Below are 15,626 nucleotides of genomic sequence, written 5' to 3'. Positions count from 1 at the left end.
TTCACCTGGTAACAGTTCCAAACAGCCCAAGTGTGGCCATTCTTAGAGAATGACCACACTAAGATCCGAAAAAATAGAGAAATTCCTGGGAACCGTAGTCAGACCCGGCCAGTTTCAGCCGTGGCCTCGATACTCGCGCGGACCACCGGCTCCGTGAGCGTGGGCGCGCAGTACTCGATGAAGCGGTAGGCGTAGCCCCGGAGGTAAGCGCCGCGCCTGACGGCGATCCGCGATACGTTTTCCTGGAAAAGGTGCGTTGCGTCGAGCAGGCGCAATTGAGGGTCGCGCACAGGGTCGAAGGCCTGCGAGGCCACAATCCCCACGCCGAGGCCAAGCTCGACGTAGGCTTTGATCACGTCGGCGTCGAGGGCGGAGAGCACGATGTCGGGCACGATGCCGGCATCGGCGAACGACTTGTCGATCTTGGGGCGGCCGGTGAAGCCCTCACTGTAGGTGATAAGGGGCCATTCCGCCAAAGCGTCCAGCGTGAGCTTGTCCTCCTGCTCGAGCGCGTGGCCCGCCTTCACGATGACGCCGTGATGCCACGTGTAGTACGGGAACGACACGAGCTCGGGCGCATCCTGAAGCGACTCCGTCGCGATGCCGATGTCGGCGGTACCGTCCGCCAGCATGCGCGCGATCTCGGTCGGGCTTCCCTGGTGCAGCACGAGGTGCACGTTGGGGAACGCGTTGCGGAACTTGGCGACGACATGGGGCAGCGCATAGCGCGCCTGCGTGTGCGTGGTCGCCACGTCGAGCTGGCCGCGATCCTTGTTCGCGAACTGCTCGCCGAGCTTCTTGATGTTTTGCGTATCGAGCAGAATGCGTTCGACGATGCCAACGAGCTCCCGCCCGGGCTCAGTCAGGCCCAGCAGGCGCTTGCCGCGCCGGACGAACAGCTCGACGCCAAGCTCGTCCTCGAGATCCTTGATGTGCTTCGACACACCGGACTGCGATGTGTAGAGAGCGTTGGCGACGTCGGTGAGATTGAAATTGCGCTTTACCGTCTCACGGATGATGCGAAGCTGCTGGAAGTTCATCTGCGCTCGTTTTCTCCGAACAGGCTCAAGCGGCGGCTCTTGATGCGAACGGCTTCTCCCGTCGCCAAGCCCAACGCGGCCAGATCGTTCGGTGTGACTTCGACCTCAAAATAGTCCTTCTTGCCCTGCCGCGCATCCCCATTCGCGATCAGCTCGACGCGGGTGATGGCACCGCTGGTCAATATCCTGTTTACCTTGGCGGCGACGCCCTCGCCTTCGGAGCCCTTCACGATCTCCGTATCGTGGGGACGGGCGAAGGCGACGACGGATGCGCCGTCGCTCAAGTCCGTACGGCCATGTGGCAGGCGGTCGTTTCCGACGCGGACATAGTCACCCTCGATGCGGCCTCGGAACTCGTTCACGGTGCCGATGAAGCTGTAGGCGAACGACGTCGCGGGCTCGTTGTAGATTTCGCGCGGAGAGCCGATCTGCTCGATGCGGCCCTTGTTCATGAGCACGATGCGATCCGAGACCTCGAGGGCCTCCTCCTGATCGTGCGTAACGAACACCGACGAGATATGCAGCTCGTCGTGCAGGCGGCGAAGCCAGCGGCGAAGCTCTTTTCTCACCTTCGCATCGAGCGCGCCGAACGGCTCGTCGAGCAGGAGCACCTGCGGCTCGACGGCGAGGGCGCGGGCCAACGCGATGCGCTGGCGCTGTCCGCCCGACAACTGGGCCGGAAAGCGATCGGCCAGCCAATCGAGCTGAACCAGCTCCAAAAGGCGCTGGACCTTTGCGCGGATCTCCTTCTCGGAAGGCCGCTGCGATTTCGGCTTCACCCGCAGGCCGAACGCCACGTTCTCGAACACGGTCATGTGCCGGAACAGGGCGTAATGCTGGAACACGAAGCCGACCTGGCGCTCGCGAACGTGCTTGTTCGAAGCATCCTCGCCCGAGAGGATGATCGAGCCCTGGTCTGCGCTTTCGAGGCCCGCAATGATGCGCAGAAGCGTCGTCTTTCCGCAGCCGGAAGGACCCAGGAGGGCGATCAGCTCTCCGCGCGGCAGATCGAGGTTGATATTGTCCAGAGCCTTGAAGCTGCCGAACGACTTCGAGATGTTTTTGACCTCGATGCTCATGAAGACTTCTCCTCGGACTGAGTGAGGCCCGCCCGCCATTCGATGTAGGTCTTGATGGCGAGGGTTACGAGAGCCAGCAGCGCGAGCAAGGATGCAACGGCAAAGGCAGCCGCGAACTGGTATTCATTGTAAAGGATTTCGACGTGCAGAGGCATGGTGTTGGTCTCGCCGCGGATGTGGCCGGAGACGACCGACACGGCGCCGAACTCGCCCATGGCGCGCGCGTTACAGAGAATAACGCCGTACAGCAGCGCCCACTTCACGTTCGGCAGCGTGACACGCCAGAACATCTGCCAGCCCGAGGCGCCGAGCGTGACAGCCGCTTCCTCCTCGTCGCGTCCCTGGGACTGCATGAGCGGGATCAACTCGCGCGCCACGAAGGGAAACGTGACGAAGATAGTTGCCAGCACGATGCCGGGCACGGCGAAGATGATGCGGATGTCGTGCGCCGCAAGCCAATGGCCGAACCAGCCTTGCGCGCCAAACATCAGCACATAGATGAGGCCGGCGACCACGGGCGAGACGGAGAACGGCAGGTCGATGAAGGTGATGAGGAAGTGCTTGCCGGGGAAATCGAACTTCGCGATGGCCCAGGCAGCCGCGATGCCGAAGACGAGGTTCAAGGGAACCGAGATGGCGGCCGCGATCAGCGTGAGCTTGATGGCAGACAGCGTATCGGGTTCGATGAGGGCCGCCAGATAGGCGTCCCATCCCTTGCGTAGCCCCTCGACGAAAACGGCGATCAAGGGCAGCAACAGGAACAGGGCGAAATACGAGAGCCCGATGCCGAGAAGGGCATACTTCACCCATGGCTTGTCGCGCGTGGCGACATTGGCCTCGAAGCGGGTGGCAGAGCCCGAGTGGGGCGCAAGGTGTGCAGCGGCTCCGGCCATCAGGCTTCCCTCCCCGTGCGGCGGGCGGTCCACGCCTGCAAGCCGTTGATGACGAGCAGCAGCAGGAACGAGACGATCAGCATGACGGAGGCAACGGCGGTCGCGCCTTCGTAGTCGTACTGCTCGAGCTTGGTGATGATCATCAAGGGCGTGATCTCTGAAACGAGCGGAATGTTGCCCGCGATGAAGATGACCGAGCCGTATTCACCGACGGCGCGTGCGAAGGCGAGCGCGAAGCCGGTGAGAAGCGCCGGCACGAGGCTTGGAAACACGACGCGGCGGAAGGTCTGGAAGCGGCTGGCGCCGAGACTCGCGGCCGCCTCCTCGAACTCCGCATCGAGGTCTTCGAGAATTGGCTGAACGGTGCGTACGATGAACGGCAGGCCGATGAAGATGAGTGCGATCAGAATGCCGAGCGGCGTGAACGCGACCTTGATGCCGAACGGCTCGAGATACTGTCCGACCCAGCCGTTCTTAGCGTAAAGCGCGGTGAGCGAGATGCCGGCGACGGCGGTGGGCAACGCGAACGGCAGGTCGATCAGCGCATCCACCAGCTTCTTGCCGGGGAAGGTGTAGCGGACGAGGCTCCACGCCAGGATCAGGCCGAACACGACATTGATGGCGGCCGCCAGCAGGGAGGCGCCGAAGCTCAGCTTGTACGAGGCGACCACGCGGGGCGCCGAGGCTGCATTGATGAAACCTTCCCATCCCAAGCTCGCCGACTTGATGAAGACAGCGGAGAGCGGAATGAGAACGATGAGGGAGAGGTAGGCCAGGGTGAATCCGAGCGACAGCCCGAATCCCGGCAGAACCCTCTTTGCGCGTGCGTATGCCATATCTACTGAAGTCCTGTGTCAGTGCGCAATCGTCAGGGCGATTACAACAGAGACCGAACACAGCAGCGCCGTCCAGGAGATCAGCTTCTCAACTTGTATGTGTTTCGATGGCAAGACACCGTCCCCCGAACTGTCGGCATGCACCCTATGGGGCGGGCGCATAGAACTAGAAATAATAAGAACTGCGATCGATATTCGAATTTCTGGATTAGACGCGGTCAGGGGGCGGGGGCGACGATCACGAGATAAGCGGTCGTTCGAGATGTCGACGGGTTTTCAATGGCGTAGATACTGGAGGCCTCGAAGGCTATTGCGTCACCCTCGCTGAGCGTGATGGGTGCGTCTGCGCCGACCGCGACGGTTAATTGTCCGTGCGAGACGACGAGGTTGTGCCGTGTTCCGATGGGAGAGGCGGGAAACTCCTCACGATGTCCAGCCTCGATCTGCAGCTCGAAGAAGCCGGTGGAGCGCTGACGCGCACCCGGCAGGAGACTGCGTGTCGAATAGCGGCCCTCGCTGGTTATGAGCACGCTCGCGCGATCGCGGCTCAGCACGACGACGGTGGGCTCGCGCTCGGTCGCGACGAGAGTGGCAACGGGAACGCCGAGCGCATCGGCCACTCGCCAAAGCAGGCTCACGGTAGGCACGCTCTTGGCCGTCTCGATCTGCCCGAGCATCGCGCGGCTCACGCCCGACAGCTCGGCGAGCCGCTCCAGCGACAGGCCCTGGGCCTTGCGCAGACGGCGCAAATTCGAACCCACGATGACGGGGACGTCGCGTGGCGTTGCTTCGGGCGTGAGGGTATCGAAACCCGCATCCCGGTCATCCGGTTCTGCTCTGCTCATTGAGATCGAAGGTGCCGCAATCGTTTTCATGACTGCCAACGTAGCGGCAGCGGCCCTTCACACGAACCAAGAAGAAATGATGTGCTTATGCGCTAGCTCGAATTGCGAGCACACCGCGAAACACTGTTCGCGAAATAGGAAAAGGGCCACTCGTGAGAATGGCCCTTTTCCGTTGGTCGTTCAGAGCATTCGCATCAGAACTTGATGATCGCGCCGGTCATGACGAGGTCGACATCCTCCACCGGAGCGTTGCGGATGGCGCCAGAGGCAGGACCACTGGTCGCACCAGTCAAGCCTTTTAGGGTCAGATCACTTTCGACATGGCGATATGAGAGATACAGAACCATCGCGGCCTTGTCGAAGCCTTGGGCGATGCCTGCGCCGAACACCTCGACGCCGGTTCCCCAGATTGCCCAGCCATGCGCGGCGGCTGGATCAGGGCTCAGTGCATCGCTCTGCGTGACCGTCCGGCGAGAATTGGCTCCGCCTTCGTAGTCGTAGTACTCGCCGTAGATCGTGGTTTTTCCGAACTCGTTGAATTTCTTCTCGATACCTGCCTGCACAGCCCAGAAGTCCTGGCTGTCGTCCACGCCAGCCACGGTAGCAAAGCGTGCCTGCTTCTTCAGGTAGTCATCGTTCTTCACACCCGCGCCGGCGTTCAGGAACAGACCGGTCGCTTCATGCACCACGCTGATGGAGCCGCCGAACTGATCGCATTTCTGATCCGTGCTCGCCACACCCGGCGCCGCGTCGGCGCGGCCAGCGCAAACGGTCTTGGTTTGAAGATAATAGCCATCTGTCACTTTGCCATAGCCGACGCCCGCAGCCACCTTAAAGCCACCGAACTCCCCGGTGTAACGAAGTGCCAGATCCCAGAAGTCGTCCTCGCCCCAGGAAGCGGAAGCCGTGAAGCCGGCGATTTCGGGAGATTCATACTTGATGAGGTTGAAGCGACGCTCGCCTTCGCCGGGCTGGTCACCGCCATCACCGATGAGGCGACGCAGCGTCAAGCCATTGTCGCCGGGGCTGCTGGTGGCGCTTGTCGTTGGCGTGACCGCGTTGTTCGTCAGACGGCCATTGATTGCCGAGCGGAGAAGCAAGCCAAAGCCGGTGTCCTCGACGTCGGAGTACTTGGCGAAGTCTTTGGTCTGCGTCTGGTTGATCTCGGTGATCTGGTCGGTCGCGCTCGCCTGCATTCCGAGAGACACGGAACCAAACTTCTTGTTCTTCACGAACCAATAGCTGTCGCGAAGATCGAGGCCGATATCAGCGGGATTACCGTCACCCTTGGCGTTGAATTGGTTCGAGCGCTTCGAGTTGGCGGAGCGAACGCCGATCTCGATCCGATAGCCCGCTTCCCAATCGGCGTCGATCTTGGCCTTGCCACGGAATCCGATACGCGTGCGGGAGTTGTCGTTGGTGACCTGATAGACGTTGCTCTCTTTGCCGTCGTCCCAATACATCAGGGCTTCGTTCACCTGACCGTAGATCTCGAGCGACACCTTACGATTGCCCTTGCGAGCCGTCGTCGCCTCGAGCTCTGCGATGCGCTCCTCAAGATCGGAGCAGCAGCTTCCCCCGAGATCCGCTGCAGATGCCTGCACCATACCAACCGAGACGAGCAGCCCGGCAGCCATGGCCGCCGCATACCCTCTCCGTCCCCTCGTTCCCCCAACCATTAGACATTCTCCGTTATATTAGACGGATCCTCTGCGATAACGTTTTGATATATCTTGTATTTTCCATATTACGTACTCCTCGCTCAAGGATTCCGAGCGTCACCGTTTCACATTCCGTACACAATGTTGCGTGGAAGACGCGTTCACTGCCGCCCGGGCACGCACGATGTCTGCAATGCTGCACAAGGAACGCGGGACGGCGCGTGCAGGTGCGTGCGGAGAAGCACACACCTGACGCGACTCAGAAAATTCGGAACTGAAGCTCGACTCTAGAGCGCGGCGAACACAGGCCGGCGAATCGACGAACGAGTTTCAACGTAGGTCCGATCCGTTAATGAATATTCATTATTGAGTTGCTGAAGCAGCTTCAGCCCATAGGGCCACGGGCCGTAACCCGCCTCCGCATTGATGTGGCCGGCCGCTCCGAGATTGACGAGATTAGCGCCCCACGCGTCAGCGAGGCCGGCGGCGCGCTCGAAGCTCAGCCACGGGTCATTGGTGGAAGCCACCAGAGTGACCGGAAAACCGAGCGGGCTAGCAGGCAAGAGATCGGTGACGCCGAACTTCTCGGGATCGGCAGGTGCCACAAGCAAGAGGCCGGCGATGCGATCGCGATAGTCTTCCGCCGCCTGCACGGCCGCGAGCACGCCGAAGCTGTGCGCGGCGATGAGGAGCGGCCCCGGCTGGCGCGAGATCTCACGGCGGATGCGGCTTGTCCATTCGGGAAGATCCGCGCGCTTCCAATCGCGCTGGATGACGCGAACAACGTCCTCGAGCTGCGTTTCAAACCAGGTTTGCCAGTGGGCGGAGCCGCTGGAATTCAATCCCGGAACAATGAGCGTCGTGGTCATGGAGGCGATCCTTCAAAGCTGCGGGCTCTCGATTTTGACCCGCCTGTCGTCGACAAAAAGCTAGCGGCGGAACACACGCGACTTGGGCTTTGCACGACAACAGGCCTCGATGATCGAGACGGCTCTGACGATCGAGAAGGCTGCGGCCAGCGCCAGGCCCGATGCGGTCACGCTCATCACTCCCATCGTGTCGATCATTGGCATGAGGGACTTTCCTGGTTCGTGAGCCGGGCTGCGAGGACGCTACGCGAGAGAGTTATTGAAGGGGACGCTGCGGATCCGCCGCCCACGCTTCCTTCAGGAGAAAAGGAGCGGGAGCGGCGGATGTTAGTGCTTAGGATGGATCAGCTCTTGCTGCCGGGCACGTAGATCTGGTCGAACGTGCCGCCGTCAGCGAAGTGGGTCTTGTAAGCGTTCGCCCAGCCGCCAAACGCGTCGTCGATCTTGAAGAGATTGATCTTCGGGAACTGCGATGCGTACTTCTCGGCGACCTTCTGGTCCGTGGGGCGATAGAAGTTCTTGCCCGCGATCTCCTGGCCTTCCGGCGAATAGAGATAGTTCAGATAGGCTTCAGCAATCTTGCGGGTGCCTTTCTTGTCGACGTTCTTGTCGATCACAGCGACCGGCGGCTCGGCGAGAATGCTGATGGTCGGCACGACGATCTCAAACTTGTCCGGACCAAGCTCCTTGAGCGCCAGGAACGCCTCGTTCTCCCAGGAGATGAAGACGTCGCCCACGCCGCGCTCGACGAACGTGGTGGTCGAACCGCGCGCGCCCGAATCGAGCACCGGCACGTTCTTGTAAAGGCGCTTCACGAAATCCTTGGCTTGCTCGTCGCCGCCGTACTTGCGCTTGGCGTACTCCCAGGCCGCAAGATAATTCCACTGCGCGCCGCCGGAGGTCTTCGGGTTCGGCGTGATGACCTGCACGCCATCCTTCACCAGATCATCCCAATCCTTGATGCCCTTCTCGTTACCCTTGCGAACGAGGAAGACGATCGTGGAGGTATAGGGCGTGCTGTTGTGCGGCAAGCGCTTCTGCCAGTCGGCCGGCAAAAGCTTGCCCTTGTCGGCGATACCATCGATGTCACGAGCAAGCGCGAGAGTCACGACATCGGCCTCGAGACCGTCGATCACCGCGCGGGCCTGCTTGCCCGAGCCACCGTGCGACTGCTTGATGGTGAGATCCTCGCCACCCGTCGACTTCCAGTGCTTGATGAAGGCCGCGTTGAACTCCTGATAGAGCTCACGGGTGGGATCGTAGGAAACGTTGAGAAGCTCGGCCGCGTTGGACGCAGCCGCGAGGCCGGCCAGGCCGACAGACAAGCCGAGCGCTAGGGCGGTTCGGCGCGAAAGAAGGGCGAGTGACATCGTGAGCTCCTCTGGATTTGGCTTAACTGGAGCCGACCGTAGGCGGCGCCTCGCGTGGAGCGAACCAAGAAGAACTGCTGAGCTTATGAACAATACTGCGGACACATATCCACTGAGCGCGGAAGTCGAGCGGATGCGCGCTCGTTAACACCGTTTGTCGCGTGAGCCACTAGCGGTCGACGTCGGCGCGGCGCACTTTCTGCTCGGAGATTTCCGGCGCGCACAGCTCGATGAACCGGTAGACGTAAGAACGCAGGAAGCGTCCGCGCCGCACCGCAAGGCTCGACACGTTCTCGTCGAACAGATGCGTGCATTCGATCAGTGACAGGGCCTGGTCCCGCTCGGGGTCAAAGGCCATTGATGCGATAATCCCGACGCCCAGCCCGAGTTCCACGTAAGCCTTGATCACGTCGGCATCGAGGGCGGACATGGCGATATCCGGCTCAACGCCTGCCTTCTCGAACGCCTGGTCGATGCGTGCGCGGCCCGTCAGGCCCTCGTCGTACGTGATGATCGGATAGTCGGCGACCGCTTCGAGCGTCAAAGGCTCGACGCCGAGCAGCGGATGGTTCTTTGGCACCACGAGGCCGTGCGACCAGCGGTGATAAGGGAAGGCGAGGAGGCCGGGATTGTCCTCCAGCGTGTCGGTGGCGATGCCGAGATCCGTCTGGCCTTCGAGCAGAATGGCTGCGATCTCCTTGGGGCTTGCCTGATGCAGCACGAGGCGCACATCCGGAAACGCCGCCTTGAAGCGCGCGATGACAGGGGGCAGCATGTAACGCGCCTGCGTGTGCGTCGTGGCAATGTTCAGCGTGCCGGAATCGCTCTTTGCGAACTGCTGCGAGAGGAGCGCCATGTTCTCGGATTCGAGCAGGATCCTTTCCGCGATGACGATGACCTCCTGCCCCGGCTCCGTAAGACCCAGGAGGCGCTTGCCGCGCCGCACAAATATCTCGAGCCCCAGCTCCTCCTCCAGATCGCGGATGTGCTTCGACACGCCGGATTGCGAGGTGAGGAGCGCCTGGGCGGCGTCGGTCAGATTGAAATTGCGCCGAACCGTCTCGCGGATGATGCGAAGCTGCTGAAAGTTCATGACCGCCGAGGAGTTACCTGTCGCCGAAGCGCCTCGCCAACGTGTAACCGCGCTTCGCACAATAGCGAATAACCATTTTCTTCTTTGCTTATGCCAAAATCGAAAATGCCCGCAACTCGGGGGATCGCGAACGGCCTCGCCTCGCAATGCCAGCCCGATTGAATGCTTCTCACTTCTTGTTATTTGACCCTGCTCGCCGATGAGCGCTTGATGACCATGCGAGGCGGTTTGCGCTCGCCGCGGTGATTTCGAGGTTCACTTGCGCCGCGTCATCAAACGCTAAGGAGTAGCCAATGACGTTCTTCGCTTTCCGCTACGGCCCCGACGCTGACGGCCGTCTCCTTTCCGGCCCCGCCGCGCTCGCCTGTCGGTGTTGTTGATCGCCTGAGCCGGGCTGCTTCCCGGCTCCCGATGCAACCCTTCCGACCTATTGCGAGTTAGCCCGCCGACACGCGGGAAAGGATACATATACAATGTCAGATGCATTCGTTATCGAGGTGGCCGACGAGACCGCCGGCATCGTTGTCCGCCTGGACAGCGAGAAGAGCTACCGCTTCCATGCTTCGCTGCCGCGCTACTATCCGCTCGACGGCAAAATCTTCTCCGCTCCGCGCGATGCAGAGCGGGCCGCACTCGCCCAGTTCGGCCGCGGGCCGAAGCAGAAAGCGAGGGCTGCTTAGTCTTCCGGGACCGGGCAGACGACGGTCATGCGCCTTACGCCCGGTCTCGGTCCACCTCTCCATTTCGCTTTCGCCCTGCCACTGCCTTCGACCTCGCCACCGGCCCGCGCGCTCACCGGCGCCTCTTCCGTGAGCGCTGCGCCCGATGGCCGCCCATCTCCCTGGACCACGGTGGTCACGCCAAACGTTTCTGGCCGCGGTTCTCCTCCGGGCCGGTTCGTTCTCACGAGCCGGCCCTTTTTTCAATTCCCGCTTCTAGTCATACAAGAAAGGTTCGACTGATGACGACACTGCGCAAAACCCTCCTGGGTCTCGGCCTCGCAGCGCTCGCGCCCTTTGCGGCCAACGCCGAAAGCTCCATTCTCAACGCGTCGTATGACGTCTCGCGCGAGCTCTACAAAGACATCAACCCCGCGTTCGTCGCGCATTGGAAGCAGACGAAGGGCGCCGACATCACCGTCAACCAGTCGCACGGCGGCTCGACCAAGCAGGCAAAGGCCGTGGCCGAGGGCCTCGAGGCCGACGTCGTGACGCTGAACCAGGCGACCGACCTCGACTTCCTCGCCAGCAAGGACGTGGTCGACAAGGACTGGAAGTCGAAGTTCCCGCATGACGCCGCGCCGTACACAACTACCAGCATCTTCATCGTGCGCCAGGGCAATCCCAAGGGCATCAAGGACTGGAGCGATCTCGTGAAGCCCGGCGTCTCGGTCGTCATTCCGAACCCGAAGACGTCCGGAAACGGCCGCTACACGTATCTTGCCGCCTGGGGATATGCGCTCGGTGCCGACAAGAGCGAGGACAAGGCGCGCGAGTTCGTCAGCAAGCTGTTCGCCAACGTGCCGGTGTTCGACGGCGGCGGGCGTGGCGCAACGACGACCTTCACGCAGCGTGACGTGGGTGACGTGCTCGTGACGTTCGAGAACGAGGTCGCGCTGCTCAAGACCGAATTCGGCGACAAGTTCGACGTCATCTATCCGTCCATCAGCATCGAGGCCGCGCCGCCGGTCGCCATCAACAAGGTGATCACCGCCAAGCGCGGCACGGCCGAGCTGGCCAAGGGCTACCTCGATTTCCTCTATACGCCCGCTGCGCAGAAGATCATCGCCAAGCATGGCTTCCGTCCGTGGGACAAGGACGCGCTGGCCGAGGCCAAGCTGCCGGAGATCAAGACGTTCAAGGTTGAGGACAAGATCAGCAGCTGGGCCGATGCGCAGAAGAAGCATTTCGCGGATGGCGGCATCTACGACCAGATCACCACGACCAAGAGCAACTGACACTTCGCTCTCGCGCACGATGGGGGACGCCCGGCTTCTGCACACAGCAGGGCCGGGCTTTTCATTTGCGAATTTGCTTATCACTTCTTCTTGGTTCAGGGGCGCGGCAGCGATTTCTAACATCTTGCGGCAAGCGCGCGGTTCGCTTGTTCGTCAGAGAGGCGGATCACTCCCGTGACATTCAAGATCGACGGCATCGTCAGCGCGCTCAGAAGCTCGCGGAGCGCTTTATCACGCACGGTCGACCCGAACGGACGCGTTCTCGATCTTCCTTCCCCGCGCGAGGTTTCGGAAGCCGTTTCGGGGATCACGTCCTCGCTCTTTCCGCGCCGCTACGGCGGGGCGAAAGGGGGCCTCAACGGAGAACTCGACTATTTCGTCGGATATACGCTCGGCAAGGCGCTCGAAGCATTGCGGGCTCAGGTCGTTCGCGAGCTGCGGTTCACCGCGTCTCTCAACGGCAACGAGCCCGACGACAGCGAAGCTGTGGCGCTTTCCATCGCGCAGGATTTCGCCGATGGGCTGCCGGCGATCCTCGACATTCTCTATAGCGACATCCGCGCCGCCTACGACGGAGACCCTTCCGCCAAAAGCCACGAGGAAGTGCTGCTCAGCTATCCGGGCGTCAAAGCGATCATTCATCACCGCCTTGCGCACGCGCTCTACAAGCTCGGCGTACCGATCATCGCGCGCATCATCGCGGAAAGCTCGCACTCGTCGACCGGCATCGACATTCATCCCGGCGCAGAGATCGGCGGCAGCTTCTTCATCGATCACGGCACAGGCGTCGTAATCGGCGAGACCGCCGTGATCGGCGAGCGTGTGCGTCTGTATCAGGCGGTGACACTCGGCGCGAAACGCTTCTCCGTCGACGAGAACGGCGCGCTGGTGAAAGGGCTGCCGCGTCATCCGATCGTGGAGGATGACGTCGTCGTCTACGCGGGCGCGACCATTCTCGGGCGGGTGACGATCGGGCGTGGCTCGGTGATCGGCGGCAACGTCTGGCTCACGCGGAGCGTGCCGCCAAACAGCAACATCGTGCAGGCGCAAGCACGCAGCGAAACGTTCGATGGCGGCGCCGGAATATAAATCTCTTCTTGACGCCAAATACGCAATGAGCAATCTGACTGAGCGCGTATTATTGGTATAAAATACTCTAATGTAACGGAAATCGAGGCTAATATGGCAGACGAAGAACAAACAGCGTTGGGCGATGTTGCGGCAAGGCAATTAGCCAATGCGACCAAAACCGTCCCGCAGATTTCGAGCATCACGCCGCGGTGGCTCGTTCATTTCCTGAACTGGGTACCGGTCGAGGCCGGCATCTATCGCGTGAACCGCGTGAAGGACGAGGACAGTGTCGAGGTCTCCTGCTCGCTTCGTGACGAGCGCGCCCTTCCCAACACGTTCGTCGACTACATCGAGAACCCGCGCGAATACATGCTCTCGGCGGTGAACACCGTGCTCGACATTCACACGCGCGTCTCGGACCTCTATTCCGTGCCGCACAACCAGATCAAGGAGCAGCTCCGCCTCACCATCGAGATCGTGAAGGAGCGGCAGGAAAGCGAGCTGATCAACAACAAGGAATACGGCCTCCTAGCCAACGCCGCGGCGGCGCAGAAGATCAAGACGCGCACCGGCGCGCCGACACCCGACGATCTCGACGAGCTGATCTCGCGCGTGTGGAAGGAGCCGGCGTTCTTCCTCGCTCATCCGCTCGCCATCGCCGCATTCGGCCGCGAGTGCACGCGCCGCGGCGTTCCGCCGCCGACGATCACGCTGTTCGGCTCGCCCTTCCTAACCTGGCGCGGCATTCCGCTGATCCCCTCCGACAAGCTCGAGGTGAAGGGCGGCAAGACCAACATCCTGCTGATCCGCACCGGAGAATCGAAGCAGGGCGTCGTCGGCCTCTATCAGCCGGGCCTCCCCGGAGAACAGAGCAAGGGCCTCTCCGTGCGCTTCATGGGCATCAACCACAAGGCCATCGCCTCCTATCTCGTCTCGCTCTATTGCTCGCTCGCCGTTCTGACGGACGATGCGCTCGGCGTGCTCGAGGGCGTCGAGGTGGGCAAGTACCATGAGTACAAGTGACTACCCCAATCCGGGCCAGAGTCCGGGCCTGGATCCGGTCCGTCTCAATCCGTCGCTCGGCGGCGTGGGACTAAGTCCACAAGGACTCGCTCCGGCCCTGGGGCCGGGACTGCCTGACGAGGCGCTCCTGACGCGCCTCGCCAACGAGCTGTTCTCGGCCGTCCCGGGCTCGCCTCCGGGCTTCGGCGGCGTGCCGGTACCCAGCGCTCCGGTCACCGCGCCGCCGCAGGTGCTGGTGCCGGATGTGCCGCTCGCCGCGCCCCCGTCGCAAGGCTCGCTGCCGAACGCCGCCTTGGGACCGCTCTCGATTCCGCTTCCCTATGAAGCGGAGCTCGATGCGCTGCTCGGCGGTCTGTTCCGCGGCGGTTCCTCCGCCTCAGCGGCTCACGATATGGAGCTCCGGCCGGACATTCCGCTCTCCACTCCGCCTTCGGCGGGCACGGTGGGGCATTCGTCTCCGGTTCCGCTCCCCTACGACGCCGAGCTCAAGGCTCTGCTCGGGGGGCTCGGCGGCGAGACGCGTGTCGCGGATCCGACCAACGGGGCGGGCTCGTCCTTCTATTTCCTGAAGGACATCGGCTCCGTTCCGGGCGGCATCGGGGTGCCGGGCCAGACGGGGCCTGGTCTCCACTCGGAATTCGCATCCGCGCATCCCCCCTTCGACGTGAATGCGATCCGGCGCGACTTCCCCATCCTCAGCGAGCACGTGAACGGACGCCCGCTGGTGTGGCTCGACAATGCGGCCACCACGCAGAAACCGCAGGCGGTGATCGATCGCCTGTCGCACTTCTACAGCCACGAGAACTCGAACATCCACCGGGCAGCTCACGAGCTGGCCGCGCGATCGACCGACGCCTACGAGGGAGCGCGCCAGAAAGTGGCCCGCTTCATCAACGCGCCCTCGACCGAGGAGATCGTGTTCACCCGCGGCACCACCGAGTCCATCAATTTGGTGGCTGCCACGTTCGGCTTGCAGCACGTGGGCGAGGGAGACGAGATCGTCATCACGCATCTCGAGCACCACGCCAACATCGTGCCCTGGCAGCAGCTCGCGCTTGCCAAGGGGGCGAAGCTTCGCGTCGCTCCCGTGGACGACCGCGGCGTCGTGCTGCTCGAGGAATACGGCAAGCTGCTCAACGGACGCACCAAGCTCGTCTCGTTCACGCAGGTCTCGAACGCTCTCGGCACCGTCACCCCCGCCCAGCAGATGGTGGAGATGGCGAAGCGGGTGGGCGCGCGGGTTCTGGTGGACGGCGCGCAGTCGGTCTCGCACATGAAGGTGGACGTCCAGTCACTTGGCGCGGACTTCTTCGTGTTCTCCGGGCACAAGCTGTTCGCTCCGACCGGCATCGGCGTGCTGTGGGGAAAGAAGGACCTGCTCGACAGCCTTCCGCCTTACCAGACCGGCGGCAATATGATCCAGGATGTCACCTTGGAGCGGAGCATCTTCCATGCTGCTCCCAATCGCTTCGAGGCGGGCACCGGGAACATTGCGGATGCCGTCGGCCTGGGCGCGGCGATCGACTACGTGGAACGCATCGGGCTCGAGAACATCTCGCGCTACGAGCACGGGCTGATCGTCTACGCCACCAAGCTCCTGAGCGAGATTCCGGGCCTCACCATCGTCGGTACGGCCCCGGAGAAAGCCGGCGTCATCTCGCTGGTGCTCAAGGGCGTGAAGAGCGAGGAGGTGGGCGCGCGTCTCAACAAGTATGGGATCGCGGTACGCTCAGGCCACCACTGCGCGCAGCCGATCCTCCGCCGGTTCGGACACGAGGCGACGGTGCGGCCGTCGTTCGCGTTCTACAACACCTGCGGCGAGATCGACCTGCTCGCTTCGGCGCTGCGCGACATCCAGCGTCAGGCCGGACATTCGCATCTCTGACGGC

General features: G+C 62.3%; 15 protein-coding genes. 5 read left to right on the top strand and 10 right to left on the bottom strand.

The window, feature by feature from the left end:
* Window positions 1-98: 98 nt before the first annotated feature.
* The 10 genes from F812_RS0105730 to F812_RS0105685 form a co-directional block, all read right to left on the bottom strand.
* Window positions 99-1,040: a CysB family HTH-type transcriptional regulator gene (locus tag F812_RS0105730; RefSeq protein ID WP_020085002.1), complete on the bottom strand. Its 942-nt coding sequence runs from the start codon at window positions 1,038-1,040 to the stop codon at window positions 99-101.
* Complete coding sequence (locus F812_RS0105725) at window positions 1,037-2,119, bottom strand: sulfate/molybdate ABC transporter ATP-binding protein (protein WP_020085001.1); 1,083 nt, start codon at window positions 2,117-2,119, stop codon at window positions 1,037-1,039. The genes F812_RS0105730 and F812_RS0105725 overlap by 4 nt, the downstream gene beginning before the upstream one ends.
* Window positions 2,116-3,012, bottom strand: coding sequence for a sulfate ABC transporter permease subunit CysW (gene cysW / locus F812_RS0105720; protein WP_020085000.1), 897 nt, complete (start codon window positions 3,010-3,012; stop codon window positions 2,116-2,118). Before cysW ends, F812_RS0105725 begins: the two co-directional genes overlap by 4 nt.
* Complete coding sequence (gene cysT, locus F812_RS0105715; protein WP_020084999.1) at window positions 3,012-3,848, bottom strand: sulfate ABC transporter permease subunit CysT; 837 nt, start codon at window positions 3,846-3,848, stop codon at window positions 3,012-3,014. The genes cysW and cysT overlap by 1 nt, the downstream gene beginning before the upstream one ends.
* A gap of 218 nt (window positions 3,849-4,066) precedes the next feature.
* A complete protein-coding gene (locus tag F812_RS22745; RefSeq protein ID WP_020084998.1) occupies window positions 4,067-4,693 on the bottom strand; it encodes a helix-turn-helix domain-containing protein in 627 nt (208 codons plus the stop codon).
* Between the two features lie 194 nt (window positions 4,694-4,887).
* A complete protein-coding gene (locus F812_RS22740) occupies window positions 4,888-6,372 on the bottom strand; it encodes a porin (protein WP_245257633.1) in 1,485 nt (494 codons plus the stop codon).
* A 269-nt stretch (window positions 6,373-6,641) separates the two neighbouring features.
* Window positions 6,642-7,223: an RBBP9/YdeN family alpha/beta hydrolase gene (locus tag F812_RS22735; RefSeq protein ID WP_020084996.1), complete on the bottom strand. Its 582-nt coding sequence runs from the start codon at window positions 7,221-7,223 to the stop codon at window positions 6,642-6,644.
* A gap of 60 nt (window positions 7,224-7,283) precedes the next feature.
* Window positions 7,284-7,427: a hypothetical protein gene (locus F812_RS26425; protein ID WP_156827278.1), complete on the bottom strand. Its 144-nt coding sequence runs from the start codon at window positions 7,425-7,427 to the stop codon at window positions 7,284-7,286.
* 140 nt (window positions 7,428-7,567) lie between these two features.
* Complete coding sequence (locus tag F812_RS0105690; RefSeq protein ID WP_020084994.1) at window positions 7,568-8,593, bottom strand: sulfate ABC transporter substrate-binding protein; 1,026 nt, start codon at window positions 8,591-8,593, stop codon at window positions 7,568-7,570.
* A gap of 169 nt (window positions 8,594-8,762) precedes the next feature.
* Window positions 8,763-9,686, bottom strand: coding sequence for a CysB family HTH-type transcriptional regulator (locus F812_RS0105685; protein WP_020084993.1), 924 nt, complete (start codon window positions 9,684-9,686; stop codon window positions 8,763-8,765).
* A 473-nt stretch (window positions 9,687-10,159) separates the two neighbouring features.
* Between F812_RS0105685 and F812_RS0105680 the strand changes: the two genes are divergently transcribed.
* The 5 genes from F812_RS0105680 to F812_RS0105660 all read left to right on the top strand — a co-directional run bounded on the left by F812_RS0105680 (window position 10,160) and on the right by F812_RS0105660 (window position 15,622).
* Window positions 10,160-10,366 carry a hypothetical protein gene (locus F812_RS0105680; RefSeq protein ID WP_020084992.1) on the top strand — a complete coding sequence of 69 codons (207 nt, stop codon included), beginning with the start codon at window positions 10,160-10,162 and terminating at the stop codon, window positions 10,364-10,366.
* Between the two features lie 281 nt (window positions 10,367-10,647).
* Window positions 10,648-11,643, top strand: coding sequence for a sulfate ABC transporter substrate-binding protein (locus F812_RS0105675; RefSeq protein ID WP_020084991.1), 996 nt, complete (start codon window positions 10,648-10,650; stop codon window positions 11,641-11,643).
* Window positions 11,644-11,817: 174 nt separating this feature from the next.
* A complete protein-coding gene (epsC, locus tag F812_RS0105670) occupies window positions 11,818-12,732 on the top strand; it encodes a serine O-acetyltransferase EpsC (protein ID WP_020084990.1) in 915 nt (304 codons plus the stop codon).
* Between the two features lie 93 nt (window positions 12,733-12,825).
* Window positions 12,826-13,737 carry a family 2A encapsulin nanocompartment shell protein gene (locus F812_RS0105665; protein WP_020084989.1) on the top strand — a complete coding sequence of 304 codons (912 nt, stop codon included), beginning with the start codon at window positions 12,826-12,828 and terminating at the stop codon, window positions 13,735-13,737.
* Window positions 13,724-15,622, top strand: a complete 1,899-nt coding sequence (locus tag F812_RS0105660; protein WP_020084988.1) for a family 2A encapsulin nanocompartment cargo protein cysteine desulfurase — start codon at window positions 13,724-13,726, stop codon at window positions 15,620-15,622. The genes F812_RS0105665 and F812_RS0105660 overlap by 14 nt, the downstream gene beginning before the upstream one ends.
* Window positions 15,623-15,626: the final 4 nt, after the last annotated feature.

Origin of the sequence: Hyphomicrobium zavarzinii ATCC 27496 (genome assembly GCF_000383415.1) — a bacterium.
Taxonomy (GTDB): domain Bacteria; phylum Pseudomonadota; class Alphaproteobacteria; order Rhizobiales; family Hyphomicrobiaceae; genus Hyphomicrobium_C; species Hyphomicrobium_C zavarzinii.
This window is presented reverse-complemented; position numbering and strand designations above follow the sequence as displayed.

Coding starts and splice junctions, on each gene's coding strand:
- F812_RS0105730 (WP_020085002.1), bottom strand. CDS start 1,040: ATGAACTTCCAGCAGCTTCGCATCATCCGTGAGACGGTAAAGCGCAAT.
- F812_RS0105725 (WP_020085001.1), bottom strand. CDS start 2,119: ATGAGCATCGAGGTCAAAAACATCTCGAAGTCGTTCGGCAGCTTCAAG.
- cysW (WP_020085000.1), bottom strand. CDS start 3,012: ATGGCCGGAGCCGCTGCACACCTTGCGCCCCACTCGGGCTCTGCCACC.
- cysT (WP_020084999.1), bottom strand. CDS start 3,848: ATGGCATACGCACGCGCAAAGAGGGTTCTGCCGGGATTCGGGCTGTCG.
- F812_RS22745 (WP_020084998.1), bottom strand. CDS start 4,693: ATGAGCAGAGCAGAACCGGATGACCGGGATGCGGGTTTCGATACCCTC.
- F812_RS22740 (WP_245257633.1), bottom strand. CDS start 6,372: ATGGTTGGGGGAACGAGGGGACGGAGAGGGTATGCGGCGGCCATGGCT.
- F812_RS22735 (WP_020084996.1), bottom strand. CDS start 7,223: ATGACCACGACGCTCATTGTTCCGGGATTGAATTCCAGCGGCTCCGCC.
- F812_RS26425 (WP_156827278.1), bottom strand. CDS start 7,427: ATGCCAATGATCGACACGATGGGAGTGATGAGCGTGACCGCATCGGGC.
- F812_RS0105690 (WP_020084994.1), bottom strand. CDS start 8,593: ATGTCACTCGCCCTTCTTTCGCGCCGAACCGCCCTAGCGCTCGGCTTG.
- F812_RS0105685 (WP_020084993.1), bottom strand. CDS start 9,686: ATGAACTTTCAGCAGCTTCGCATCATCCGCGAGACGGTTCGGCGCAAT.
- F812_RS0105680 (WP_020084992.1), top strand. CDS start 10,160: ATGTCAGATGCATTCGTTATCGAGGTGGCCGACGAGACCGCCGGCATC.
- F812_RS0105675 (WP_020084991.1), top strand. CDS start 10,648: ATGACGACACTGCGCAAAACCCTCCTGGGTCTCGGCCTCGCAGCGCTC.
- F812_RS0105665 (WP_020084989.1), top strand. CDS start 12,826: ATGGCAGACGAAGAACAAACAGCGTTGGGCGATGTTGCGGCAAGGCAA.
- F812_RS0105660 (WP_020084988.1), top strand. CDS start 13,724: ATGAGTACAAGTGACTACCCCAATCCGGGCCAGAGTCCGGGCCTGGAT.